Origin of the sequence: Methanosarcina sp. 1.H.T.1A.1 (assembly GCF_000979295.1) — an archaeon.
Taxonomy (GTDB): Archaea; Halobacteriota; Methanosarcinia; order Methanosarcinales; family Methanosarcinaceae; genus Methanosarcina.
On sequence record NZ_JJQY01000157.1, the window covers coordinates 14,586 to 41,050 of the forward strand.

The 26,465-nt window shown below is 45.8% G+C and carries 20 protein-coding genes; 5 read left to right on the top strand and 15 right to left on the bottom strand.

What is annotated here, in order from left to right:
• Positions 1 to 377: 377 nt before the first annotated feature.
• The 3 genes from cmk to EO95_RS16180 form a co-directional block, all read right to left on the bottom strand.
• A complete protein-coding gene (cmk, locus tag EO95_RS16170; RefSeq protein WP_048136437.1) occupies positions 378 to 920 on the bottom strand; it encodes a (d)CMP kinase in 543 nt (180 codons plus the stop codon).
• Positions 920 to 1,540, bottom strand: coding sequence for a DUF106 domain-containing protein (locus tag EO95_RS16175; RefSeq protein ID WP_048136438.1), 621 nt, complete (start codon positions 1,538 to 1,540; stop codon positions 920 to 922). Before EO95_RS16175 ends, cmk begins: the two co-directional genes overlap by 1 nt.
• 645 nt (positions 1,541 to 2,185) lie before the next feature.
• On the bottom strand, positions 2,186 to 3,313 hold the full coding sequence (locus tag EO95_RS16180) for a glycosyltransferase family 2 protein (RefSeq protein WP_048136439.1): 1,128 nt from the start codon (positions 3,311 to 3,313) through the stop codon (positions 2,186 to 2,188).
• Positions 3,314 to 3,648: 335 nt separating this feature from the next.
• Here EO95_RS16180 and wrbA point away from each other — a divergent pair, with 335 nt between their 5' ends.
• Positions 3,649 to 4,278, top strand: a complete 630-nt coding sequence (wrbA, locus tag EO95_RS16185; RefSeq protein WP_048136440.1) for an NAD(P)H:quinone oxidoreductase type IV — start codon at positions 3,649 to 3,651, stop codon at positions 4,276 to 4,278.
• A gap of 1,202 nt (positions 4,279 to 5,480) precedes the next feature.
• Positions 5,481 to 7,100: a glycoside hydrolase family 15 protein gene (locus EO95_RS16190; protein ID WP_235283068.1), complete on the top strand. Its 1,620-nt coding sequence runs from the start codon at positions 5,481 to 5,483 to the stop codon at positions 7,098 to 7,100.
• 241 nt (positions 7,101 to 7,341) lie between these two features.
• On the opposite strand, the gene EO95_RS16195 is transcribed toward EO95_RS16190, so the two are convergent.
• Complete coding sequence (locus tag EO95_RS16195; protein WP_048136442.1) at positions 7,342 to 7,779, bottom strand: GNAT family N-acetyltransferase; 438 nt, start codon at positions 7,777 to 7,779, stop codon at positions 7,342 to 7,344.
• Positions 7,780 to 7,925: 146 nt separating this feature from the next.
• Positions 7,926 to 9,185: a M20 family metallopeptidase gene (locus tag EO95_RS16200; protein ID WP_394297382.1), complete on the bottom strand. Its 1,260-nt coding sequence runs from the start codon at positions 9,183 to 9,185 to the stop codon at positions 7,926 to 7,928.
• A 471-nt stretch (positions 9,186 to 9,656) separates the two neighbouring features.
• Here EO95_RS16200 and EO95_RS16205 point away from each other — a divergent pair, with 471 nt between their 5' ends.
• Positions 9,657 to 10,598: a nucleotidyltransferase domain-containing protein gene (locus EO95_RS16205; protein ID WP_048136444.1), complete on the top strand. Its 942-nt coding sequence runs from the start codon at positions 9,657 to 9,659 to the stop codon at positions 10,596 to 10,598.
• A 235-nt stretch (positions 10,599 to 10,833) separates the two neighbouring features.
• On the opposite strand, the gene EO95_RS16210 is transcribed toward EO95_RS16205, so the two are convergent.
• Positions 10,834 to 12,330: a PGF-pre-PGF domain-containing protein gene (locus EO95_RS16210; protein WP_048136458.1), complete on the bottom strand. Its 1,497-nt coding sequence runs from the start codon at positions 12,328 to 12,330 to the stop codon at positions 10,834 to 10,836.
• 252 nt (positions 12,331 to 12,582) lie between these two features.
• Between EO95_RS16210 and EO95_RS16215 the strand changes: the two genes are divergently transcribed.
• Both EO95_RS16215 and EO95_RS16220 read left to right on the top strand, forming a co-directional pair.
• Positions 12,583 to 14,082, top strand: a complete 1,500-nt coding sequence (locus tag EO95_RS16215; RefSeq protein WP_048136445.1) for a DUF4139 domain-containing protein — start codon at positions 12,583 to 12,585, stop codon at positions 14,080 to 14,082.
• Positions 14,083 to 14,317: 235 nt separating this feature from the next.
• The gene (locus tag EO95_RS16220; protein WP_052733614.1) at positions 14,318 to 15,808 is read left to right on the top strand and encodes a DUF4139 domain-containing protein; all 1,491 of its coding nucleotides are present in this window, start codon (positions 14,318 to 14,320) and stop codon (positions 15,806 to 15,808) included.
• A 312-nt stretch (positions 15,809 to 16,120) separates the two neighbouring features.
• Here the strand turns inward: EO95_RS16220 and rpsJ are convergent, their stop codons facing one another.
• The 9 genes from rpsJ to EO95_RS16270 all read right to left on the bottom strand — a co-directional run bounded on the left by rpsJ (position 16,121) and on the right by EO95_RS16270 (position 26,303).
• Positions 16,121 to 16,429 (bottom strand): 30S ribosomal protein S10, encoded by a 309-nt coding sequence (gene rpsJ, locus EO95_RS16230; RefSeq protein ID WP_048136447.1) that lies wholly within the window; start codon positions 16,427 to 16,429, stop codon positions 16,121 to 16,123.
• Positions 16,430 to 16,467: 38 nt separating this feature from the next.
• Positions 16,468 to 17,736: a translation elongation factor EF-1 subunit alpha gene (gene tuf / locus EO95_RS16235; RefSeq protein WP_048136448.1), complete on the bottom strand. Its 1,269-nt coding sequence runs from the start codon at positions 17,734 to 17,736 to the stop codon at positions 16,468 to 16,470.
• A gap of 360 nt (positions 17,737 to 18,096) precedes the next feature.
• The gene (locus EO95_RS16240) at positions 18,097 to 20,289 is read right to left on the bottom strand and encodes an elongation factor EF-2 (RefSeq protein WP_048136449.1); all 2,193 of its coding nucleotides are present in this window, start codon (positions 20,287 to 20,289) and stop codon (positions 18,097 to 18,099) included.
• Positions 20,290 to 20,361: 72 nt separating this feature from the next.
• Positions 20,362 to 20,931 carry a 30S ribosomal protein S7 gene (locus EO95_RS16245; RefSeq protein ID WP_048136450.1) on the bottom strand — a complete coding sequence of 190 codons (570 nt, stop codon included), beginning with the start codon at positions 20,929 to 20,931 and terminating at the stop codon, positions 20,362 to 20,364.
• On the bottom strand, positions 20,928 to 21,356 hold the full coding sequence (locus EO95_RS16250; protein WP_048136451.1) for a 30S ribosomal protein S12: 429 nt from the start codon (positions 21,354 to 21,356) through the stop codon (positions 20,928 to 20,930). Before EO95_RS16250 ends, EO95_RS16245 begins: the two co-directional genes overlap by 4 nt.
• Before the next feature lie 107 nt (positions 21,357 to 21,463).
• On the bottom strand, positions 21,464 to 21,889 hold the full coding sequence (locus tag EO95_RS16255; protein ID WP_048136452.1) for a NusA-like transcription termination signal-binding factor: 426 nt from the start codon (positions 21,887 to 21,889) through the stop codon (positions 21,464 to 21,466).
• A 20-nt stretch (positions 21,890 to 21,909) separates the two neighbouring features.
• The gene (locus tag EO95_RS16260; RefSeq protein WP_082106093.1) at positions 21,910 to 22,206 is read right to left on the bottom strand and encodes a 50S ribosomal protein L30e; all 297 of its coding nucleotides are present in this window, start codon (positions 22,204 to 22,206) and stop codon (positions 21,910 to 21,912) included.
• A 255-nt stretch (positions 22,207 to 22,461) separates the two neighbouring features.
• A complete protein-coding gene (gene rpoA2, locus EO95_RS16265; protein ID WP_048136454.1) occupies positions 22,462 to 23,661 on the bottom strand; it encodes a DNA-directed RNA polymerase subunit A'' in 1,200 nt (399 codons plus the stop codon).
• Positions 23,661 to 26,303, bottom strand: a complete 2,643-nt coding sequence (locus EO95_RS16270; RefSeq protein ID WP_048136455.1) for a DNA-directed RNA polymerase subunit A' — start codon at positions 26,301 to 26,303, stop codon at positions 23,661 to 23,663. Before EO95_RS16270 ends, rpoA2 begins: the two co-directional genes overlap by 1 nt.
• Between the last annotated feature and the right edge of the window lie 162 nt (positions 26,304 to 26,465).

The following is a 26,465-nucleotide window of genomic DNA, read 5'->3' on the forward strand; positions in this document are numbered from 1 at the left end:
AAAGATATGAAATACTCTTTAAATCTGAGATACTCTTTAAATCTGAGTTATTCAAGTAAATCTAAAACACCTGTAGTAAATATGAGGTGTCAAGAAAGTACAGGTAATTTTCAGTAAAGAATTTACAGCAAAGATAGTTATGCCCTATGGAGACAATCAATGTAAGGCAGCCTTCATAACGGGCGCAGAGAGTTAACAGGCATATATATAGGTAAGATATCCAGCAGCAACATCAGGCATCAGCAGCAACATCAGGCATCAGCAGCAACATAAATGTCCCGTATAGATATGGTATCCATAATATCAGGGTTCGGCAGATAAAACCCTACGCTTGATATAAAAACTCTACCTCGGTAAATCGGAGGGCTGGTGAAAAATCACTCAGGCCCGACAAGAGAGTCAATAGCGACCCTGAGGATATCAAGAGTCTGGTACTGGTTCCATTTTTCAGAATCGATAACAATGTCGTAGATTGATAGATCTGCAATATCAATGCCGTAATAGTTCTTATAACGAAGGGCTTCGGATTTTTCCCTTTCAACCGTTTTTCCCAGTTCTTCATCAAAGGAGATTGATTTCTCACGCCTCTGGATACGCTTAACCCTTGTCAGTAGTGGGGCTTTTATCCAGATTTTAAGCACATTGGGTACCCCTTCAGCCATATGGCCTGCAAGCCGGCTTTCAAGAATGATGTTGTCCTGGGTATGGATAATGGATTTCTGGTTTTTATCGATATCAAGATCAATGGAGGGATCTTTTTCAGCCATGGCTCCGAACTCAGACAGGCTCATTCCTCTCCCCCTTGCCATCTTCCTGAAGATTTCACCAGAGGAAATCAGCTCAAGCTCATAGTATTCAGACAGGAGCCTGGAGAGGGTTGTTGTCCCGCTCCCGGGAAGCCCACTCACTGTGATCTGCATCAGATCCCACCGATATTCAGCGCCTTCCGGATAAGCTGGCTGACCCCGAGAGAGGAGATAAAGTACCAGTAGATCCAGTGCTGGAAAGGACCAAAAGCCTTTGAAGTAAGCAGTTGTTCACCCCAGAAGGGAAAGACCATGGTGGCAGCTCCGTGCCCGCTAATGTAATAATAAGCCCACATGAAGAGAGGCAGGGAGATAATACTGATATAAGCCATGGGCTTGAACTGCTGCTTTGACATCTTCATCTGATCTTCCATCATATCCTTGCGCTGGTCTTCAAGTTTTTTCAGCATATAGGTATTCTGGGAAAGCTGTGCCTCCCGAAACTCTTTCTGAAAAACCTTCATGCGCTCCTGAGTGTTCCTCATGAGTTCCCAGTCGATGGTGTACTTCTGGATAAGGGATGCGTAGATGGCAGTGATAGCAGCCATAATTAAAAGAACCAGGTGGAAGTTCTCCTGTCCGACCAGCATAAGCACAGGGTCCATTAAAAACCCTACTGCTTCTCCTACAGCCTGCCTGAAGTCCTGTCCAAGAATCATTATCCCGAACATAAGGGAAAAACCGAAAGCCAGCAGGAACCGGTCTATTTGCTTTTTTAATACCTCTGAAACCAAGTTGTCCTCACCATTAAGGTTCAATAAATATAATTCAGATTCATTCAAGCTGAAGAATCTTATTAGATAAAGCTCGACAAAATAAAGTCCTGACAAAGAATTGAGTCTTAATAAGCTTGAAGTGTTAGTAAGCTTGAAGAGTTAGTAGATTAGTCAAAGTAAATCAGCTCAGATTGCAAGAGCTGGTTTAAGACGTTTACATAGGTTTTCTGGTTAATAAGTTTCGATGTATATATAAGTTATACTATTCTAACTATTCGGATAGACTCAGGCTGCATTTGTGCCTCGACAAGTGCCGGCAGATAGAATATGGAACAGAAAAAACAGGAAAAAACATTACAATCAGAAGAAGCCAGGATCGCATCAGCAGTAAAATGTCGGATATAATCGATTACAACTATTCTGAATCATTTAATCCTTGAGGATTGACGCGACACTAGTGCATTGGTTCCAAATTCGGGAACTAAATCTTTAAATTTAAATTAAGGACGAATTAGTGTACATTCAATTCACTCCTTAGCAAAGGTGCACATCGTGCCCCTGTGAAGAAAGCCGCATCCCCGGTTCATGAATGCGCATTTCTGCGCCCCCTTTGACCCAGGGATATACAGCATCTTATACGAAGGCTATTTTCATTGCATCACCTTACCAGTCTGTATCAACTTCCAGGAGCATTACGCTTACAAAGATTGCAGAAAAAATCAGCTGGATCCCAACTGCTGCAAGCACCATTGAAATAACTGCGGATTCTATTTCTTCAAGAGAGCCATATCCTGAACTGATCCATGTGTAGGTGACTTTTAGCCCAAGAACGAGACCTGAACCCAGGATAAGTGAGCCTCCAAGCAGTTCTTTTTCAAGGGAATGGTAGCTCAGCAACTTCTTACCTTTTCTGTCATCCCTGTACATGCCGTGGATCAGGCCATAGGTTTTCATATACCCTCCAGTGGCAAGGATTTGCCCTCCAATGATTAAGAGCACGCTGCCCAAAATAAAGGAGTGCAGCCGGTTATATGCAGCATTTCCCGTGAGAAGAAGGGAGGTTGTTATGAGAAAACCCAGTATAAACACAAAAGCCCCGGGCAGATAGAGGAAAGGGGCTGGCCGGTATAACATCATGAAACGGACATGCCTCCAGCCGTCCTGGAAAGAGCGCAGTTTGGAGGGGGCTTTGCGTGAGTAATAGGTTATGGGAACTTCTTTGATCCTCAGTCCGCTTTTTGCGGCTTCAATGATCATCTCGGACGCAAGTTCCATGCCATGAGTTTTAAGGTCCATTTTTTCAAGGGCTTCTTTAGTAAAAGCCCTCATCCCGCAGTGTGCATCCGAAATTTTTGTTTTGAACAGAAAATTGAGCATGCCGGTCAGGATAGGGTTGCCAATATACTGATGCAGCCAGGGCATAGCTCCTTGTTTGATTTCACCCTTAAGCCGGGAACCCATTATGAAATCTGCGTCTCCTGCCAGAAGGGGGTCCAGAAATTTATCCAGCTCAAGGAGGTCATATGTGTTGTCTGCATCGGCAATGGCAATATAATCACCCTTCGCTTCAGCCAGCCCTTTGAGGTAAGCATTCCCGTACCCTTTTATCGGGCCTATGACCTTTGCACCCATGGATGCTGCAATCTCAGCGGTTTTATCCGAAGAATTGTCAGCAACGATTATTTCTCCCTCTATACCATATTTTTTGAATATAGACTGAGCTTTCTGTATGCAAATACGGATAGTTTCTTCCTCATTCATGGAAGGCATTACGATAGAAAGAGAGGGCATGCCCAGCTAATACACCATATCTCCTAATAACTATTTTGATACTTCACAGTTATCAAGAAGAGATTATCAACACATATTTCCTGTAGTGTCGTTTGAACAGGGGGATCGGAGGAGCTGGAACATAAAGCAAAGAAAAGGACCCGGACTTCTATTAACAAGCTATAGCTTCTGTTAACAAGCTATATAATCTATCAGAAAACTCTTTTTAAGTGGGGAGTTTGGAGTTTTCCAGAACTTACGGATCATATCAGCACATTTTGGAATACAAAAACGCTTGATATCTGGAATTCAAACAGTCTGGTGATATCTTTAATTGGTTTTGACAGAGGGATCGAATGGTTAAGGTAAATATAATATTTTACAGTATGTACGGGCACGTCTACAGGATGGCAGAAACTGTTGCTGCTGGAGCAAGGGAGGTTGAAGGGGCTGAGGTAGGGATTTACCAGGTGCCTGAAACCCTTCCGGATAAAGTCCTGGAAAAGATGGGGGCAATAGAAACGAAAAAGCTTTTTGCCAATATCCCCGTCCTGAACCGGGAAATGCATGAAGATGTACTGGCTGGAGCCGATGCATTGATATTCGGAACTCCTACGCGCTACGGAAATATGGCAGCTCAGATGCGTGCAGTCCTTGACGGTGTTGGAGGGCTGTGGAGCCGGGATGCTTTTGTGGGAAAGGTAGGAAGTGTTTTTACTTCCAGCGGAACGCAGCATGGGGGGCAGGAATCCACAATCCTCACATTTCATGTTACCTTGCTTCACCTTGGAATGATAATTGTAGGGCTTCCATATGCTGAAAAAAGGCAGACACGAATGGATGAAATTACAGGTGGCAGCCCATATGGAGCTTCAACAATTGCCGGACATGGCGGAAGCCGCCAGCCTTCAGAAAATGAACTTGCAATGGCCCGTTACCAGGGCAGACATGTAACTCAGATCGCAAGAAAAGTCGCTGGAAAATAAAAGATTTTAAAAATAAATAAGGACGGAAAAACGTTCCCTTCTTGCGGGTGTTTTCCCTTTCAGCTTCTTTGCTTCTTTTGTCTTAAATAAGAATGCTTAGCTAAAGCCTGGGAAGGCTTTGCCCCGGCGTTCAAACTTATCCTGAGCTGTTGTCAGGCACGCCAGAGTACAGTATATTGCCTTTTCCTCGGCACTCTTGAGGACAAAGAATTCTTTCCCACAAACGGGACATATTTTTTTTACGTAAACCATAGTAGACACGCACATTTTTGTATGTGGATACTTTCTTTAAAGACTTCGTTTTTATAAGCCATACTATCAAGAACACAACTAAATATAAACTTTCGTATGAATTTTATATATATCTTTAACAAGATATTAAATTCATCTCAACGGGCTGATAACGCTATATCGATAAAAATCGTGTGCAGCAAATGCATGTAATTTCTATCTTCATAGTATGTATCTAAACTATTTTACACTGTCGCTCCTGAGGATGATAGATTTTAAGGCTAAAGTTGTTATTTTCACAGATTTTTCCTTCCCCTTAAATATTTCAGCGATATATTCAATTCTTATAAGGACTTAAGTTCAATAATAGATTCGATTTCTCTGGTCATCTGAGGCACATCCTGCACTTTTCGAATTTAAACCCAGAGCATGCTCAGCACACCAGCAGAATTTAAAAAAATGGTTCAACCGGTTTGCTTTGATTTTTCATTTTTGCTTTGATTTCCCATGATAGAACCTGATCTAAGAAGAGTACAGAATAGAATGCGAAATAGCAGAATATCGAGTCGGAGGTGTCCTAAATTAGGCCGCTGATTTTCGGAAATGGAAAAATCCTGATTTGTGAAGATGAGAAAGGGACTATAAGGGATGTCTATTTCCCATATGTAGGGCTTGAGAATCACGGGAACTCTATAAGGGTCGGTGTATGCGACCTCGACTCCCTTTACTGTAGCTGGCTTGAAAACTGGAAGATCCGGCAGCGGTACAAATCAGATTTCAAAGAAAATTTCTGTAGCAGGGTTTTTGATCTCTCAGGAACGCGGGAGGAGCCCGGGGCAGAAAAAGAAGAGGCGGCTAATGAAAATACGCCTGAAATCTGCAGAGAAGTTGTTTCAAATATAGGGGAAACAGTATTCGAAAACCCTGAGCTCGGGCTCCAGGTTACGGTCTGGGAGGCTGTCCATCCGTCTGTGAACATTTTTTACAGGACCTATGAAATCAAAAATATCTCGAATTCTCCCAAGCACCTGCGTCTTTTTTCCAACCAGAACTACCGGATCCTTGAAAACAAGATCGGAGAAACCGCTGTAATTGATAAACAGACCCTTATCCATTACAAGCGCGATCGTTATTTCCTGCATGCGAGTGACCCTCCCTTTGACCAGCATGCTGTAGGGACTGCGGAGTGGAAAGGGCTTGAAGGCACCTGGAAAGACATGGAAGATGATGCAAGTCTCGGTGGAAACCCCGTAGCCCACGGCTCGGTAGATTCAACTCTTGGCTGGACCTTGCCTGAACTGAAAGCCGGAGAATCAACAAGGGTTCATTTCTGGGTCGTTTTTGGAAAAAAGTACTGCAATGTGCTCAAGATTCATAAAAGAGTAAAGGCAGCAGGAAGAAGCGCTCTTTTCCACCACAGCTTCAATTTCTGGAACTCTTTTGTCGAGAGGGCTTCCGTCCTCCCGGAGTTTGCCTGGATGCCGCAGCTTCCGGAAAGAGTCTCACAGTGCTTTTACCGCAGCCTCCTTGCAGTTGTTGCCCACATGGATATTACAGGTTCGGTGATAGCTTCCTGCGACTCGGATATCAAGCAGTTTGGGGCAGACCTCTACTCCTACTGCTGGCCCAGAGACGCAGCCTGGGTCTGCCTTGCGCTCGACAGAGCGAGGTACCATCACCTGAGTACGGAGATATTTGAGTTTTTCTCCAGGACAATCACACATAGAGGAAACTTCCTTCACAAGTATACCCCCGCAGGAGATTTCGGGAGCACCTGGCATCCCGTGCCCATGGTCCAGATTGATGAAACCGGGCTTCCCCTCTATGCCCTCTACAACAACTGGGAGCTTGCAAGGAGTGTCTGGACTACAGGCAGGTATTACAGAGGGCTTGTCCTTCCCGCAGCCAATTACCTTACAAAAGCCCTGGACAGGGAAACCGGGCTTCCCATTTCGAGCTTTGACCTCTGGGAAGAGCGAAAAGGCGTGCATACTTACAGCGCATGCACCGTCTATGCCGGCCTCTACGGGGCATGTGAACTCTCCCGTTCCCTTGGAGATTATGACAATGCAGAAGTCTGGGGGGAAGCAGCAAACCGCATTAAACAGGCAATCCTCGAGAGGCTTTATGATGATAAACTCAAGCGTTTCCGGCGTTCCCTCGATGACCCTACTCTTGATTCCTCGGTGTTTGCGGTCTGGTATTTCGGGCTCCTCCCGCCAGATGACCCGAAGGTTGTCCGGACAATGGAAGCCATCGAACGTGAACTTCTGCGCCCCTCAGGCGGAATCGCCCGATATCTCCATGACAGTTACTACGGCTACATGAACAGCTGGATAATCTGTACTCTCTGGCTGTCTCAGTGGCACTCCGCAACCGGAAACCTGGAACGAGCCCTTGAGCTTCTGGAGTGGTGTGCAGCTCATACCCACCCGACAGGCCTTATGTCAGAACAGGTGGACGATAAAGGCAGATCCATTTCAGTCCTGCCGCTTGCCTGGTCTCACTCAGCTTTTGTGCTTGCTGTGCTTGAATATCTTCAGGCTCTTGAGAAAAGAGAGGGCGGAACCTGCAGTTTCCCGGGAAAATAAAACTCAATTTCTTAAGTAAAACGGTTTCTGTAAAACGGTTGATAAAAAACGGTTTCTGTAAAACGGTTTCTGTAAAACGGTTGATAAAAAACGGTTTCTGTAAAACGGTTTCTGTAAAACGGTTGATAAAAAACGGTTTCTGTAAAACGGTTGATAAAAAACCGTTTCTGTAAAACGGTTGATAAAAAACCGTTTCTGTAAAACGGTTGATAAAAAACCGTTTCTGTTAAAACCGTTTCTGTTAAAACCGTTTCTCATAGTACAGGTATCCTTCTTCCTCTTTTACGAAAGTAAAACCGTGCTTGAGATACATGCCTATCGCTTTTTTAAGGGTTGAATCGGTTTTAAGCACGGCACCCGAACAGTTTTTCTCGGCAAAATCCATAGCAGCCAGAAAAAGTTTTTCTCCATTACCTTTTCCCCTGAAGCCCCTTTTAAGGTAGATGCGCCTGATTTCGCAGAGGTTCCCATCAAGTTTACGGACCCCTGCAGTACCCACTACTCGGTCGTCGGCCATACCTACAAAAAAGGTGCCTCCTTTTGCGAAATAATAACCTTTGATGTCTTTCAGGTCCGAATCTTTAAGCCTGTCGTACTCAAAGCCGTGTTCAAGCAGGACTTCCAGGACGACGTCGCGAACTTCTTCCTTTCTGGATTCATCGTACCTCTGGACGATCATGTTTTTTCTCCTTTATTTTAAATGGGCAGTTTCCTGTATTTATCTGCCCCTCCTTACCTGCTCCTTCTTACCTGCCTCTTCTTACCTGCCTCTTCTTACCTGTTCCTTTTTACCTGCTCCTCCAGGATTTCAGGTTTTTTCCAATTTCAGGCTTTTTCGAGATACTCCTGAGGGCCATTATATTTTTGAAGGTCAATATATTTTTCCGGATGCTTCAGGAAATCCAGGGAAATGGTGTAGAAAATTTCAGTACCTGTGAGCAGGATATCTTCATCAATATCGAACGTGCATGAATGGTTGATCTCCACGATCCCTTTTTCCTGGTTTCGGGTGCCGAGTGAAATAAAGATTCCTGGCACCTTTTGAAGATAGCTTGCAAAGTCTTCGGCAGCAAAGGTCTTTTCCAGTTCCGGATAGACTGTAAGCTCAGGGAAACTTTCCTGAAGTTTTAAGTTAACCGCACCTGTGAAATCAGGGTCATTTACCAGGACCGGATACCCATGCAGGATGTCAAGTGCGTAATCCGGAAGCCCTGTAAACTCCTCCCCGGGTTTTGCATATATTTCCTTAACCCTATCAAGGCACTCTCTTATTGTCATGTCGATAATTTCTGTAGTCTCGCTGTCAAATGTCCGATAGCTTCCCAGAATCTCTACACTGTCAGGAGTCCTGTTGAACTGGGCTCCACCCTGGATTCTTCCGACCCCCAGAACATATTTATCCGGTTCAAGCCGTTTTTCGAGGGCTGGATAGATGCTGCTTATGAAGTCCGTTGCCATCCTGACAGGGTCAATGCAGCTTGCAGGTTTTGAGATATGGCCCCCTTTCCCTTTAAGGGTGATTTCAAAACGGTTTGTGCTTGCCATAAAAGGCCCGGGGCGAAAACCCACGCTTCCGGATTCATGGTTGGTAAAGATGTGCATACCCATAACTGCATCCACGCCTTTTAGCCCTCCTTCGGCAATAACCCTCTCCGAGCCGCCTGGAGGGATCTCTTCTGCAGGCTGGAAGATCAGGCGGACTTCCCCTGGAAAGTCTCTGTTTTCTAAAAAGAGCCGTGCAGCCCCAAAAAGCATTGCCATGTGACCATCGTGTCCACAGGCATGCATTACTCCATCGTTTCCGGAAATATAATCCTCGTTTCTTTCTGTGAGTTCTTCCTGGACCTGCAGGCCGTCAGTATCCGTCCTCAGGGCAATGCAGGGGCCGGGCATTGTGCCCCGGATGCTTGCAAGCACGCCAGTATCCGCAATCTTCCTGGCTTCTATTCCCAGTTCTCCAAGAATTTTCAGGATTCTCTTCTGGGTTTCATGTTCTTTGAAACTGAGTTCGGGGTATCGGTGAAATTCTCGCCTTAGCCGGATAATCCAGGCTTCAAGCGCTTCTGCACTCGGATCATTTCTCAAAAATATTACCTCGGATTTTCTGCACATGCAGTTTATTCCGTTTATTTTTTCGATAATTTTCAGTTCCTTTATTTTTACTCCTTCAGTATATATTACTCCAGGTATATATTACTCCATTTTCTTACCCATTAATTAAGAATTTAAATACTGACAGTTAAATACATGAATGGTACAATACATTTTATCCTGCTGTTTATTTTAAAATAATGGCAGTTAAAGTGTTATTAATCTGTCATTTTTAAGGCCGCTATTAAGGTCATTATAAAGTCATTATTAAGTTATTATTAAGTTATTATAAAGTCATTATTAAGTCATTATAAAGTCATTATAAAGTCATTATAAAGTCATTATAAAGTCATTATAAAGTCATTATTAAGTCATTATTAAGTCATTCTTAACTGAAGGTCGATCGGCGGCAGTTAAGTTCAGTTAAATTCGAGTACTCTTCACAGGCTCCAGGGATGATATAAAATGCTTAAAACACGCCTCAGAGATTTTCTTCTTACAAACGATGACTGGCTTTTTGCGGTTTCTGACTATTTCCGTAACGATGGGATAAGATCTACACTCCGTTATGTTCCTGATGAAAACGGGGAGAGAGAATTAAACGGGAAACGGTACAAAAAATACGATTTTGGTCCGGCTTTCGAATTCATGACGCAAAACAGGCCTGAATGGGTGCAGGACGTGCACGTTGTCCCGGAGTCCGAGGTAAAGCAGGTGCTTCGTCCCTCTGACTGCATCCCGGAGCTTGTGAATTCTGACAGCCGTGTAAGGGCAATCGTAAAGGTGCTTGATATGGCAGGAATTCCCAGGACAAGTATGGGAGTTACGGGTTCAATGCTTGCAGGCCTGCAGAATGAGAGCTCGGATGTCGATTTTGTTGTCTACGGTCCTATGTGGTTCAGGGCAAGGGACGCCATAACTGCCGCAAAAAAGCAGGAGGGACCTATCGAAGAAATCGATGAAGACATGTGGCAGAGGATCTACAGGAAAAGAATCCCTGAGATTTCTTTTGACGAATTCATGTTACATGAGTCCAGAAAAGGCAACCGTGGCATGGTTGAGGGCACGTATTTCGACCTCCTTTTCGTGCGGGAATGGGATCAGATTAAAGAGCCTCTCCAGCGGGGAAAAGATACGGTCAAAATGAAAATCGAAGCCGAGGTCAAAAACGCTGACTTTGCCTTTGACAGCCCTTCTTACTACAAAGTAGAACACGACGAAATCGACCATGTGCTCTCCTATACCCACACCTATGCAGGCCAGGCTCTCCCAGGGGAGATCATAGAAGCCCGCGGCGTGGTTGAAGAATTCGGGGATATGAAGCGGCTTGTCGTTGGCACTTCAAGGGAGCCGAAAGGGGAATGGATAAGGTCCCTTACCTGGCTTGAGAAGTGCGGATATATTTGATATTAGTAGAATCTCCTCCCGGACTGGAAAATATTTCTCCTGACTCCGGGAGCAGCTTTTTAATTCGTCTATTATAGGATGCCTACGCCAGCTTGTCTGGCCATCCACTTTATTTGTTTGTTTGTTTGTTCGTTTGTTTGTTTGTTTGTTTGTTTGTTCGTTTGTTTTTGTTGGTTTCTTACTGCTTCGCTGGTCATTTCTATCTGTTAGTTTCTTACAGGTGCCCCTGGTCGTTTTACTTGCGGCTTTCTTTCTTTTTCTTCATGGCTGCGTATGATGCCAGAAGCCCGGCTGCCGTAAATGAAACTCCAGCTCCCGGAGTATCTTTATCTTCTTTTTCTTTATCCGAAGCCAGATTTTCTTCACTTTCTTCTTCGGATATTTCTCCTGTGCTCATGACATTACTTTCTTTATTTCTAATAGGGGTGATTTCAATCCGTTTTGTATTCTTTTCAGGGCTTGCAATCGCAAAAGGCGAAAATCCCGGGGTTTCTGCTGTAAAGTAGAAGAAATCTTCATCTTCTCCGGTCAGGGTTGTGGGCAGCGCGTTCCACGTATTTTCATTGTGCCGGTAAAGGGTCATTGTGTTTTCACTTATGTCATTTTCGGAAAGCCAGGTCCGTTTTACTCTGAAGCTTATCCGGGCATTTTCAAGGTTTTCAGAGCTTGAAAATCCGCTGTTTCCAACCCAGATATTCAGGTTCTTATAAACGGTTCCGGGGGCAGGCTCTTTCACTATTGCGGACGTGTTCTTTAGCATCTCCACAATTGTGGTTGTTTTGCCGAAGTTCTTTTTCGGGTCAAACTCCACAGCAACTATTTCGTTTGTCTCTCCTTTGAAGGTATAGCAGGCGTGGACTCCTTTGAAGACCTGCTCATTTGAAAGCTCCTTGAGCTCTATGTTTCTGCTTGATTCCGGAGAGCCTCCACCTCCGCCCCCGCCCCCTCCTCCACTGCTTCTTCCGCTTCCTCCGGAAGACGCGGTTTTCTCCATAACCCGGATGTAACCTTCTTTTGTCTCAGTATCATTTCCGTAGGTAGTGTTAGCTGCCCTGAGGATGACAGTATAGGTACCCGGGATTTCATAGGTCCATGCCGGATTTTTTTCTGAAGAGTCTATGCTTCCGTTTCCATCAAAGTCCCACTCCCAGGAATCCGGGTTGCCTGTACATAAATCCGTGAACTGGACTGTAAGAGGCGCTGTGCCGGAGAGAGGGCTTGCGGAAAATTTAGCTTCAGGAGGAGGGTATGTGACTATTATTTCCGAAGCTCCTGTAACAGGAACAGCGGAGATTGAATACGCAGAAACATTACCCGAAATTGTGACATTTCCAGGTTCCGCAGTTGAAGGCACTGTAACCCTGTACACAACAGTTTTTTCTCCGCCTGCCTGAAGGCTCTCTACCCAGATCCATTCCAGGGTAGACTCTTTGAAAGTGTCGGTATTCTGGAACGTAGCCCCGGCATTTTCAACTATGCTTATGGACAATCCCTCTGGAAGGTTTTCATCAAGGGTGGGAGCTTCAATATACTGGTCTGTCTGTATGTGCACGGTTACTGTGAAAGTTCCGCCTGCATAAACCGTTCCTGCAGAAATCTCCCTGCTAGCCTCGATTCCAGAAGCTGAAACTGGAAGTATGGTTACTGCAAAAAATAAGATAAGTATAAAACCGGAGATAAAATTTGAGATTTTGATCCGGTTTTTTACTTTAAGGGTCTCAATAGTTTTCATGAAAACAAGTCCTTTAGTTTTTTCGGGCTTAGTGGTCATCTGTCTTAAATTCTATACGCTGTACTGGTATATATTATTATAACTGTTCTCAGACTTATTTTTATTAAATCCGGAGGGATTATTTAATTTCCAGTGTTCTGAGGGACTTCTTGCACCTTATAGCTTCGAAAAGTTAGGGGTTTAGAGGGATGACTTCGAATGAATCCGTAGTCAAAGTCACATATATATAACACAGTTGCTTATTTTACTGTTATGAGAACAAGAAAAAGTTATCTATGGATTTTTCTGGCTTTTATCGGGGTTGTAGCCACAGCTGCAGCGCTTGGATACCCTGGAGCTGCTGAAGTCACGGTTCAGGTTGATGAGCATGAAATCGCTGCTAATGGTATTGAATCCTCTTCCAGTGCAATATCCAGTATCAAACCTTCAAATCCTCTGGAGTTGCTTACGGCAGGGGCTGCGGCGACAGATGCAGCTACCGAGGTTACGGTTTATAATGACAACCTTGCCCTTGTAAAAGAACGCAGGGAACTCGATTTAAAGATCGGGGTCAACAGGGTTGAGTATACGGATGTTGCAGCTCTCATTGACCCGACTTCTGTAATGTTTGAGGACACAAAGAACAAAAATACTGCTGTGCTTGAACAGAACTATGAGTACGATCTTGTGAGTAGTCAGAAGCTTCTGGGAAAATTCCTGGACAAGGAGATTACTGTAACCGAAAAAGAAGGAAATACATATACAGGAATTCTTCTCAGCTATGACGGCGGGATAGTGCTCAGGTTAAGTGATGGGAAGGTTGTAACTCTTTCCGAGGTATCAAGAGTGGAATTCCCTGACTCTGCAAACTTGCTTACAAAACCCACTCTGGTCTGGCAGGTCTATTCTCCTGTAGCAGGCAGCCGGGATGTCCTTACTTCCTATCTTACGGACGGCATGAGCTGGAGGGCAGACTACATCGTAAAGACGAATGCGGATGATACAAAGGCTGATATCCAGGGCTGGGTCAGTGTCGACAATGGGGCAGGGACCACCTATGAGGATGCCAAATTGAAGCTCGTTGCAGGTGAAGTTCACCGTATAGCTGTACCGCAGCCGATTCGTTATACTGAGGAGGTTGCAGAGGAGGAAGTAATGTATGAAAGTGCAAAGGACAGCTTTGTTGAGGAATCCCTCTTTGAGTATCATCTCTACACCCTGGAAAGGCCGGCTACTCTGAAAAATAACCAGGTCAAGCAGCTCTCCCTGCTCTCTGCAGATTCCGTGCCCGTGGAAAAGGAACTTATCTTTGATGTTTCAAAAAGTGATAAAGTGCAGGTAGTCCTGAACCTGAATAACTCAAAGGAAAAAGGTCTTGGAATGCCTCTCCCTGCCGGAGTTTTGAGGGTATATAAAGCAGATTCCGAAGGGCAGCTCCAGTTCCTCGGAGAAGATAGTATAGACCACACCCCAAAAGATGAGGAGGTCAAAGTTGTTGTCGGAAGCGCTTTTGATGTAACCGGCACCAGAACCCAGACCGACTACAAAAAGGTAGGCACTAATGTCTGGCGGGAAAGCTATGAGATTGAATTAAATAACCATAAGCCTGAAGCACAGAAAATCAGGATCGTGGAACATTTCTACGGAGACTGGGAGATTACCGCCAGTTCCGATACTTATGAAAAGACGGATGCTTACACTGCCGAATGGGAAGTGACCGTGCCCGCAGACGGTTCGAAAAAAGTCTCTCTCACAGTGGGACACAGATATTGAGCCGGAATGAAATGCGTGAAAATATTCCGGACTCCCGCTTAACGAAAGAAATATGAATACTTATTTAAGGGGGCTTTTAGCCCTCTCATTCTATCACTTTTTGACTTCTTACTTTATAATTTGCTTTTTTCAAGAGTCCGTTTAAGAAATCCGGTTTTCTACTCTTTTCAGTCAATCTTCTATAGTTTTCTATAAAATCATATCTATATAAATCCGAACCCCCAATGATTATACTATGGGAGTGAAGAAACATATTCTATGGCTCTTTTTAGTGTTTATCGCATTCGTATTACTTTTTTCAGCTTATGTGCCTCACTATCCGGATAGTATTGCTCAGGCAAATGTGTCCGGCAGTGAAAAAAATCAAACCGGATCAGATCCGGGAATTTCCGAGGAAATTCCAGCCGCAGATCCTCCGGGAATTCTGGCTTCAGGAGCAGTTGAAGCCGGAGGGAATCTGGATCTTACAATTTATGAACAGGGGCTTGCCCTTGTAAAAGAAAGGCGAGATATAGAGCTTGAAAGCGGGACCAACAGGGTGGAATATACGGACATTGCTTCCGGAATTATCCCTTCCTCGGTTCTGGTCGAAGACCCTGAGGGCGGGGAGGTGACGGTGCTTGAACAGAACTATGAATATGACCTTGCGAGCAGTTCCGGGTTACTTGAAAAGTACCTTGGCAGGGAGATAACAGTAACGGGCACAAACGGTGATGTCTACACAGGCAGGCTGCTCAGCCATGAGGGCGGGAGTGTCGTCCTGGAAACTGAAACTGGTGAAGCTATAGTGCTTCAGGATGTCTCCAGGATAGAACTGCAGAATGCGTCGGAACTTTCAACAAAACCGACTATTATCTGGCAGATTTATTCCCCTGTTTCGGGAACGCGCAAACTCCTTACGTCCTACCTGACAGAAGGTCTAAGCTGGAAAGCAAATTATGTCCTGAAAAGTAATGCCGATGACACTGAAGCTGATATCAGGGGCTGGGCTAATATTGACAACAGGGCAGGGATTACCTATGAAAATGCAGTCCTGAAACTTGTCTCCGGAGAACTAAACCGTGCGTTTCCCCCTGTACGGCCTCTGCCAGAACGTGCCGAAGGAGCTGTAGCTGAAGAATCAGTGCCATCCTTTACCGAAGAGACCCTTTCCGAATATCACCTCTATACTCTCGACAGGCCGGCAACTCTGAAAAATAATCAGGAAAAGCAGATATCACTTTTTTCTATAGACTCCGTGCCTGTGGAAAAGGAGCTCATCTATGATAATTCTCTGAGTAAGAGGGTCCGAATTTTCCTTACCTTTGAAAACTCAAAGGAAACCGGGCCTGGTATGCCTCTTCCGGCAGGTGTCGTAAGAGTTTATAAAACCGACTCTGCAGGCGAACTCCAGTTCCTGGGTGAAGACAGTATAGGGCATACTCCTCTGGGCGAGGAACTCAAACTGACTGTCGGTTCGGCCTTCGACCTTACAGTCACACGAAACCAGACCGATTACCAGCGCATAAGTGATAACGTAGAGAGAGTCAGCTACGAGATACAAATTAACAACAGCAAGTCCGAACCTCAGGACGTGATTGTCGTGGAACATCTCTACGGAGAATGGAAAATCCTGGAAACTTCAGACGAGTACCGAAAAACTGATGCTTTTACCATTGAGTTCAGAGTGACGGTTTCTGCAAATGGCACAAAAACTATTACCTACACCGCAGAGAATCGCTTTTAAGCAGGGTTCGCAGAAGAAATTGAAGTTAAAAATCTGAAATAAAAATCTGAAGTAAAGTTGAAAGTGAAAGGTGAAGTTAAAAATCTGAAGTAAAGTTGAAAGTGAAAGGTGAAGTTAAAAATCTGAAGTAAAAGCGCAGAACAAAAGACAGAACAGATTTGCAGAATATTCCGGCGGACTGAAAATCCCTGAAGCAGGCAGCTGCCGGTAAATTCTCAAAAAGTGGATGAGTAAATATTCTGAAATAACGAAGTTAAAAGGAATTTGCAAGACCGGATACAGAGGATTTCTGTAACCTGTCTTTTTTTGCATTTATCCTTCGAGTACAATCTCGATGTTTATGTCTTTGGGAACCTGGATTCTCATGAGCTGACGGAGTGCTCTTTCATCGGCTGCGATGTCGATGAGCCTCTTGTGTACGCGCATTTCCCAGTGGTCCCAGGTTGCAGTTCCATCCCCGCTGGGGCTTTTCCTTGTGGGAACTACAAGTTTCTTTGTTGGAAGCGGAACAGGCCCTGAAATGCTTACTCCTGTCCTTTCTGCAATTAACTTTACCTGGTTACAGACTCCATCCAGATCCTTGGGACTGATGCCTGACAATCTTATTCTAGCTTTTTGCATAACCTTTTTTCTCCTTACAAAATGAAAAAAGGAGAGTGTTATTTCTGCTTAACACTCATGCACATACCGGCGGCAATTGTCATACCCATATCACGGATAGCGAACCTGCCGAGCTGTGGAATTTCTTTTACGGGCTCGATAACCATCGGCTTTGTTGGTCTGATGGTAACGATTGCTGCGTCTCCGGCCTTAAGGAAGGTCGGGTTTTCTTCCTTAACCTGGCCACTCTTCGGGTCCAGCTTCTTGTCAAGTGAAATCAGCTGGCATGCGACCTGAGTGGTGTGGGAGTGGAATACAGGGGTGTAACCTGCAGTAATTGCGGAGGGGTGCTGGAGGACCACTACCTGTCCTACAAACTCTTCAGCAACCTTTGGTGGGTTGTCAACAGGGCCACAAACGTCTCCTCTGCGGACGTCATTCTTGCCGATACCGCGGACGTTCCATCCGATGTTGTCTCCAGGGAATGCCTGTGGAATTTCTTCGTGGTGCATTTCAATGGACTTTACTTCACCGCTTATGCCTCCGGGCATGAAAACAACCTTGTCACCTTTCTTCATGACACCGGTTTCTACTCTGCCTACAGGCACAGTTCCGATACCGGAGATGGTGTATGCGTCTTCCACAGGGATCCTGAGAGGGAGAGTGGAGGGCTTTTCAGGCTCTTTGAGGTTGTTGAGGGCTTCCATGATGGAGGGACCCTTATACCAGGGAGTGTTTGCACTGTTTTTGATGATGTTGTCGCCCTGGAATGCGGAGGTCGGGATGAAGGGGATTTCGCTTGGCTTGAACCCGATCATTTTAAGGATACCGGATACCTGCTCGATAACTTCCTTGTACCTGGCTTCGCTGTATTCTACTGCATCCATCTTGTTGATTGCAACAATAAGCTGGCTGATACCGAGGGTCCTGGAAAGGAAGATGTGTTCCTTGGTCTGGGCCATGACACCATCAGGGGCTGCAACTACAAGGACAGCAGCATCAGCCTGAGAAGCACCTGTGATCATGTTCTTTACGAAGTCACGGTGGCCAGGGCAGTCTACAACTGTGAAATAGAATTTGTCTGTGTCGAATCTCTTGTGAGCGATGTCAATTGTGATACCTCTTTCACGCTCTTCCTTAAGAGAGTCCATAACCCAGGCGAAGGCAAAGGATTCCTTACCCTTCTGCTTTGCTTCTTCTCTAAACTTGTCAATGATGTGTGGAGCTACAGCCCCTGCATCGTACATTAAGCGTCCTACGAAAGTTGACTTTCCGTGGTCAATGTGACCAATCACTGCTAAATTCATGTGTGGTTTTTCTGCTGCCATATTTATAATTCTCCTGTAATTCTGGATGAGTTTAATCCGTATATCAAATATTTACTATATTAAGATTAGGGCAAATCTCAATATTGATTCATCCACTTCCGATATTATTTTGTTAAATCAATATTGTCAGTTTCCCTTTTTCCGGCCTTTTTTCTTGAACTGGTACTGTATGAATATCCAGCGGCCTGGACTATTTTCCCCAATATAGGTATACCTTGACTTAAAGCTTTCCGATTGGCCTTATCCTCGAACCGATAGGGATTCTTTTCCCTTCCAGGTCAGTCGAGATCTTTTTTTCTTCATTCCAAAGGAAATAGGTATTACTTTTAAAATATTAAGGAAAAGCGGAATAAATTCCGCTTACATTGAAAGGTAATCAGCAGACTTCGGAAGTTCTTTCTTGAGACCCTTCCTCTCTCTGATCTGACCTACTACTTCAGTCTGGATGCTGGTTGGTACGATATCAAAGCCTCCGAATTCAGTGCTCCACATAGCACGTCCTTCGGTTGCTGACCTGATCTCTCCTGCAAATCCAAACATCTCGGCCACAGGCACTCTGGCTTCGATAATTGCCAGGTCTCCTTCTGTGGACATGTTAAGGATAATTCCACGGCGGCCCTGAATTTCCTTTGTTGCACCGCCCATTGTGAGCTGGGGCACCTGGATAAATACCTTCTGATAAGGTTCGAGAAGGCTGTCTTCTGCCATAAGCATCCCTGCCTGGATGGCCTGCCTTGCTGCGGGGATGACCTGAGCCGGACCTCTGTGAATTGCGTCTTCGTGAAGTTTTGCATCTACAAGCACGCACTTCACGTTTGCCACGGGTTCTCTTGTGAGAGGACCTGCTTTCATGACTTCTTCAAACCCGTCAAGCACCAGTTCCATTGTCTCGTTCAGATACTGGATACCCTTGGTTATGTCTATGAAGATGTTGGAATTGAGGATGCCCACAATGCCTTTTGCTTCTTCTTTCCCCATGCCGAGTTCCATGAGCTTCTGCCTGCGCTCAAGCTCGGGCATGTTCATGCTGATGTCACCGGACTTGATCAGATCGACAATTGCAGTGTCAAGGGGTTCCACATAGATATAGAACCTGTTGTGCCTGTTAGGGGACTTTCCTTCTACAGGTTCAATCTTTCTCCTGATAGTTTCCCTGTAGACCACAATAGGCTTGCTCGTGGTAATTTCCACGTTTTTGTCCCTTTCGATCCTGTGGGCAATGACTTCCAGGTGAAGTTCTCCCATCCCGGCCATCAGGTGTTCCCCTGTTTCCTCGTCCAGGGTGATCTGGAGAGTCGGGTCTTCCTTTGCGACCTGCCTGAGGACTTCAACCAGTTTGGGAAGGTCCTTGGTGTGCTTGGCTTCTACAGCCACAGTCACCACAGGTTCGCTTACGTGCCTGATGCTTTCGAAAGGTGTCATGCCATCAAGGGTTGTAACTGTGGACCCTACGATTGCATCTTTTAAGCCCGTAACTGCAGCAATGTTTCCTGCAGGGATTTTCTCCACTTCGAGCCTTTCGGGGCCCATGAAGATGCCTACCTGCTGGACTCTGCTCTTTTTTGCAGTCCCGGATGTATAAACTTCCATTCCACGAGTAAAAGATCCACTGAACAGCCTTCCGGTTGCGACTTCTCCTGCATGAGGGTCTATGGAAATGTCCGTTACCATGAAAGCAAGGTGACCGGCTGCATCTGCAGCAGCCATGGATTTGCCAACTTCAGAGTTAGCGTCTCCGTGCCAGATAGCAGGTACTCTTCCCTTCTGGGCTTCAAGAGGGTTTGGAAGGTACCTGATGACCATATCAAGAACAGTTGAATGAAGAGGACATTTTTCTGCCAGAGCCTTCATGTCTTCGGCCTTACAGTAGTCATAGACTTCCTTGAATGAAATCCCGGTCTTCTGCATCATAGGCACACTGATTGCCCAGTTATAAAGAGCTGAACCGAATGCGACAGTTCCGGCTGCTGCATCTACTTTCCAGCCTGCCTTGAACTTCTCCGGATTCATGTTCTTGATGAGCTTGTTCACGTGGTCAATTACTTTGCCAAGGCGAACCTGCATTTCCTGAGAATCAACCTGCAGCTCATTGATTAATCTGTCTACCTTGTTGACAAAAAGCACGGGCCTGACGTGTTCCCTGAGGGCCTGCCTGAGCACGGTTTCAGTCTGGGGCATCGTACCTTCGACTGCGTCCACGACCACAACTGCACCGTCTACGGCTCTCATGGCACGGGTAACGTCTCCACCAAAGTCAACGTGCCCTGGAGTGTCAATCAGATTGATCAGGTAGTCTTCATTGTCGTAAGTGTGAACCATGGAAACGTTCGAGGCATCGATTGTAATACCTCTTGCCTGTTCCTCTTCATCGGAGTCCATGAACAACTGTCTTCCGGCAAGTTCCTTTGAAATCATGCCGGCGCCTGCTAACAGGTTGTCCGATAATGTGGTTTTTCCGTGGTCAATGTGCGCAACGATACCGATATTTCGGATTTTCTCTGGTTCATTCATGAGCGTCGTTACGCGCTCGACCATTTTCTTCCTTCGTCCCATGCTGATACCTTTTAAAAAAATATAATTTAGTTATAATATGTATTTTTAAATCGGTGCAACCCGCAAAATTGATTAGCGTGCTGCCTTTGCAACTCTTTCCTTTGCATCCTTTCTGTTGATAGAGAAGGATTTCGTATCGCGGTTTGCAGCGCCTATGATTTCGGTTGCCAGGCATTCTGCGACTGTGCGTCTGGATTTGAAAGATGCGGCATTTGTTCCCATGCTGATGTACCGCAGAGCAGTGTCCACACGTCTCTGGGGTGCAGTATCAACTGCTTTTGGAACGGAGATACCGCCGTACTTCAGCCTGACCACTTCTTCTCTGGGGCCGGCATTGGAAATGGCTTCCACGAGAACCTGGATAGGGTTCTGCTGGGTCTTCTTGTTTATAATGTCCAGAGCTTCCTCAACTGCACGGAGGGTTACCTGTTTCTTTCCGCTGTTGATTTCAGTCCTCATCAGGTTGTTTGCCAGACGTTCAACAATGGAAATTTCGGATTTGTTAAACTGCTGCCTGGCATGCTTTCCGCTGCTGTGGGGGACGATTACAGGAGTAAGGCTGACGTAACGCTTGATTCCAAGGTCTCTTACTTCAACTTCTGTTGGGTCCCATTTGCCGAAAATTTTGTACACAAAAATCATCTCCTGGGTTTTTCCAATCTGCCAATAACCAGCTGGTTCAGAGACACGTTGTTTACGGCAATTACCTTAAAACGTACGCCGGGAATATCACCCATAGCACCACCCATACGGCCTCCGATCCTTTCCACGGTAACTTCATCGTGTTCATCAATGAAGTTTACTGCACCGTCTCCAGGACAGAATGCGGTTACCTGACGCCCGTTTTTAATGAGCTGGATCCTTACACATTTTCGGATTGCGGAGTTCGGCTGTTTTGCTTCAACTCCTACCTTCTCTAATACTATACCCCGACCCTGCGGTGCGCCACCAAGAGGGTCAGCTTTTACGTTCAGACCAAGAACACGCCTGCAGTAGTAGTTATCTTTCCAGCGGGCATCTTTCCTGGTTTGTTTGAGTATATTAGCTGCATATTTTCCTTTAGCCATTGTAAATTTCTCCTGTTAAAAATTGATCACAGTTTCCTATTGTGGCATTAAATGCCAGAATTGTCCTTCAACGCCGGATTAATGGATCAACATAAATTAATGGGATATTACTGCAGGATCACATCTTCTATAGTGTGGTGACGACGGGCAAGCATCTTCACTTTCTCTATGTTCTTGCCGTTGCGACCGATGGCAAGCCCCTTCTCTTTATTGGGTACCTCTACATAAGCTAATCGCTTGCCATTTTTGGTTGTAAGATTTACTGAACTTACGGATACCGGTCCGAAGGCATTCTTTATAAAAGTTATAGGATCCTCTGAATATTCCACAAGCTCAATAGGTTTGTCCAGGGCTTTTTTAACACGGTTTATATTTTCTCCGTTTTTGCCTATTGCAAGCCCCATATCACCCTGCTTTACAACATAAACGAGCCTTTCCTCTTCCGGAATACAGTCAAGTATTTTGGCTCGGGTCATGTTTTCAAACAATGCAATGTACTGGATGCTTTCTGCAGTAAGTCTTATTTCACCCAAGACGTTGCAACTCCTTTTTATCAAGCTGTAGCTGCCAGGATATCCGATTCTCCTGCATCGAGGATTGCCATGGCTGCAATCGTGAAGGGCTTTCCGCATACGGGCCCGAGTTCTACACTTGTGCCACCGTATTCCAGGATCGGAACATTTGTTGCCTGTATTTTCATTTTAACGTCTTCGGGGCAGTTTGATGCCAGGACCACCATTTTTGCAGAGCCGTCTGCTGCTGCATCCATGGTCCGATTGGCTCCAACTATTACTTTTCCTGTTTTCACAGCCTTGATAAGAGATTTATCAACATTGATCTTCATTTTCATCAACTCTGTCTCAAATTAGCTCATCTACTCTATCTCTTTCTAAATAAAGATTCCAAGCGTGGTGAGTATATGGTACTCTAAATACCTGATGCCTTATATCAATTTTCTGGTTATGAGCCTCGCGGACTCAAGTTTCTGCAGCAGGATTTGATGAAGTCTATTAAGGTAATGTATACCTGATCTGAACTTGGTCTTCTATCAGGTTATATATTTAAATAATTATAGGTTAAACCCGGAGTTTTTCCCGGCATAACTTCATTCTTCTTCGGCTTCGATTTCCTCAGCTTCAATTCTTCCCGTCTTTCTGCTTACAAGGTGCACATCTCCGGTACCCATGCGAATAGGCTGACCGACAATGATATTTTCTGTGACACCCTCCAACTTGTCCACATCTCCCCGCATTCCTGCATCCAGAAGGTGATTGACAGTAACTTCGAAAGCTGCACGGGCAAATACACTGGCTTTTTCACCTGAAATTCCGTGTCTACCGATCTGTTTTACTTCCCCGTCGCAGGTCATGATGTCTGCTACAAGCATAATATGCCGGATATCCACGGTAAGACCCTGTTCACGCAGGGTATCTGTGGCTTCCTTGATAATTGCATTTCTTGCAGCCTCGACTCCCAGCACTTCATAGATTTCATTAATGTTGTTTGTGCTGGTTCGGGTCCTGTCCACTCCTTCAAACTGAAGTACGTCACGCAGAGCTGAGCCTTCTGTATAGAGAGTGTACTCTTCACCCTCCTTTCTGACCACCACTCGCTTGATCCCTTCTATTCCTTTGAGGGTTACATTGTGGATGCTTTTTGCAAGCTGGAGCAGCTCTCTGTAAGAAGGCTCTCCCGGGGTGATAACAATCTGGTTATCTATGTCAGGAGAGATGTTGACCAGCACGTTCAGTTCTTCGTTGAACTTCTCTTTCACCTGGTCTATTGTAATATTCCTGCCTTCCATTGCTTTTTCGTGCAGGTCTATTATAAGCTTCATCTGGGAAAGGTCAGTGGTCACGTCAGCGATATGATCGATTTTTGTCGCTTCAATTTCCCAGGCAAGGGCTCTTGTTTTTTCCCTGTTGTAAGCGTAATCTTCAGGATTCTCTTTGGAAAGGGCGATTGTCATCATTGGAGTGCTCGGAATTTTCCGGGCATCCACGATTTCGATCAGACGGGGCAGACCGAGAGTAACGTTAATCTCGGCCACACCGGCGTAGTGAAAGGTACGCATGGTCATCTGAGTACCTGGCTCCCCTATGGACTGGGCTGCAACCACACCTGCAGCGTCACAGGGTTCGATACATGAGACCTCATATTCTTCCATTGCCTTTTCTATGATCTCTTCCATTTCCTTCTTGCTTACCCCGGCTTTGAGAACATCTTCCCTCAGGGCACTTAATATATTAGAAGGAAAAGGCAGATCTTTTATCATGCTATCGATTGTAGCTTCGCTAATACTCATCATGCCACCTTCTTGTTTATCACGGAACGGACGATCCTGTGGATGGTCTCGGGTTTGCTGAAGTCGCTTTTTGTTGGGTTAATCCCATCTTCTCCGTACTTGAACTGCACAAGCACACCCCTGGTGTCCCTTACCGTGAGGTCATACTGGACTTCAAGGTCCTGGAGAGCATTGACAAGTCTCCTCTGCAGGTACCCTGACTGTGATGTCCTGACTGCAGTGTCCACAAGACCTTCTCTACCACCGATTGCGTGGAAGAAATACTCTGTCGGGTTTAACCCGCTCTTGTAACTTGCCTTGACGAACCCGTGGGCATCCGATCCCAGGTCACCTTCCTGGAAGTGGGTCAGAGTCCTGCCTGAGTATCCTCTGCGAATGCGCTCTCCACGCACTGCCTGCTGGCCAACACAGGCTGCCATCTGGGTAAGGTTCAGGATTGAACCTCTTGCTCCTGAACGCGCCATGATAACTGCTGAATTTTCAAGCCCCATGTGGCTGTCTGCAATTCCACCGGTCTCGTCTCTGGCCTTTCCGAGCTTCTGCATGATGCTCATTTCAATTGTTTCATCAAGGGTTCTTCCGGGGAGGGGTTCAAGCTCTTTATTCTGATAAGATTTGATAAGGTTCTGCACGGCTTCTTCAGCTTTAGCGAGAACCTCATTGATCTGGATCCTGGCTTCTTTCGGAATATCTTCGTCAGCTATCCCGAAACTCAGGCCTGTCCTCATGATCGCCCGGATTGCAAGCTTGGTCATATCATCTATAAACTTGGACCCGGCTTCGGGACCGATTTCCTTGATAATACGGTCCTGAACTTTTCCTTTGAATGCCCCAATGGCCGCTTCGTCTATCGTGCCCACAAGGAGGTCACTGTTCCGAATTACCACATAGGCATCGTTCGGGCATTCTCCTTTCTTACAGGTATCACAGTGTGAGCAGACCTGAGCCGTGAACTCCATGTTAAGGCCTTCAGGCAGGATCTGGCTGAAAATCTGTTTTCCTGTCCAGTAAGGTTTCCCGTCCTCGTCGTGGCCTGCAGGTTCGGGCAGGTTGCGTGCACGGCTCTTCCTCAGAAGGTCGTAAGCCTCGTAACTGGTAATATGGTTTTCAAAACGGGTCAGAAGGAAAAGCCCTGAAATGTGGTCGTGGATCCCACCGATAATGGGACCTCCGAAACGTGGAGAAAGGATGTTTTCCTGAACCTGCATGAGGATCTTTGCCTCGGCCCTTGACTCTTCGGTCTGGAGGGCATGCATGTTCATTTCGTCCCCGTCAAAGTCAGCGTTGTAAGGAGGACAGACTGCAGGGTTCAGCCTGAAGGTTTTGTTAGGCAGAACCTTTACGGAATGGGCCATGATACTCATCTTGTGCAGAGAAGGCTGCCTGTTGAAGAGCACGATGTCGCCGTCTTTTAACTGTCGTTCCACAACCCAGCCGAATTCCAGTTTATCGGCAAGGTCGTCCTTGTTCATATTGGTTACCTTTATGCGCCTGCCGTCGGACCTGAGCACATAGTTTGCTCCGGGGTGAACATCTTCGCCGTTCCTTACATAGACCTTGAGATGTTCGATGTTCCTCTGGGTCACCACTGCTGGCATTGTCAGAATCCGTGCAATGGGTATGGGGACACCGACTTCATTTATACTAAGGTTCGGGTCAGGAGAGATAACGGTACGGGCAGAGAAATTAACACGCTTACCTGACAAGCTTCCCCTGAACCTTCCTTCCTTACCTTTTAAACGCTGGGAAAGGGTCTTAAGAGGTCTGCCTGATCTATGTCTTGCAGGGGGTATTCCTGAAACCGAGTTGTCAAAGAATGTAGTAGCGTGATATTGAAGTAGCTCCCACAGGTCCTCAATGATAAGCTGTGGAGCTCCTGCTTCCCTGTTTTCCTGGAATCTCTGGTTGATCCTGATAATGTCTACCAGCTTGTGGGTCAGGTCGTCTTCACTGCGCTGCCCGGATTCCAGAGTGATCGAAGGGCGCACCGTAACAGGAGGCACAGGCAGGACTGTAAGGATCATCCACTCTGGCCTTGCATTCTTCGGGTCCATCCCGACAACCCTTATGTCCTCGTCCGGGATGTTTTCAAAGCGGTCCCTAATCTCGGTAGGGGTCAGCTTTTCTCCGTTTTCCAGGTATTCGGTGGGCTTTTCGAATTTGATATCGAGCTGTTCTTCATTACAGTAGGGGCAGGTCTTTACCTTGCTGGCTTCTTTATATGCCTCATTAATGAGGTCATCAGGCATGTGCCCGATTTCTTCAACTGCAACGAGTTGATCCAGAAACTTCTGTTTCTGGGTCGGGTCCAGCAGAATCTTGCTGCATTTTCTGCAGGTTGCCCTGAGGAGTTTTCGGATTACTTTGTTAAAGCCAACGTGGACAACAGGGGCAACAAGTTCAATGTGCCCGAAGTGTCCGGGACATTCGCCTGCCCTGCCGGAGCATGTCTTGCAGCGAAGCCCGGGGTCGATAACCCCGAGTTTCGTGTCCATAAGCCCCATGTCAATTGGAAATCCGTCGTCATCGTAAGTGTCGGCCGTAATGATGGGCGTTGAGCTCATCTTACGGATCTCTTTCGGGGACAATAAGCCGAATTTGATAGAAGCGATTCTTTTTGGAATAGGAGGTACGTTTGCCATATGTCCACCTCACCTTATACAGCATCTTCAAGATTGAGCCTGGGAGCAACCCCGAGGGACTTAATCTCATCAAGTAATAGTTTGAACGCGTAGCTCATCTCAACGGGGTATATATCCTGTCTCTTATACACATCTGACGCTGCCGACGAATAGAGAGGTGTA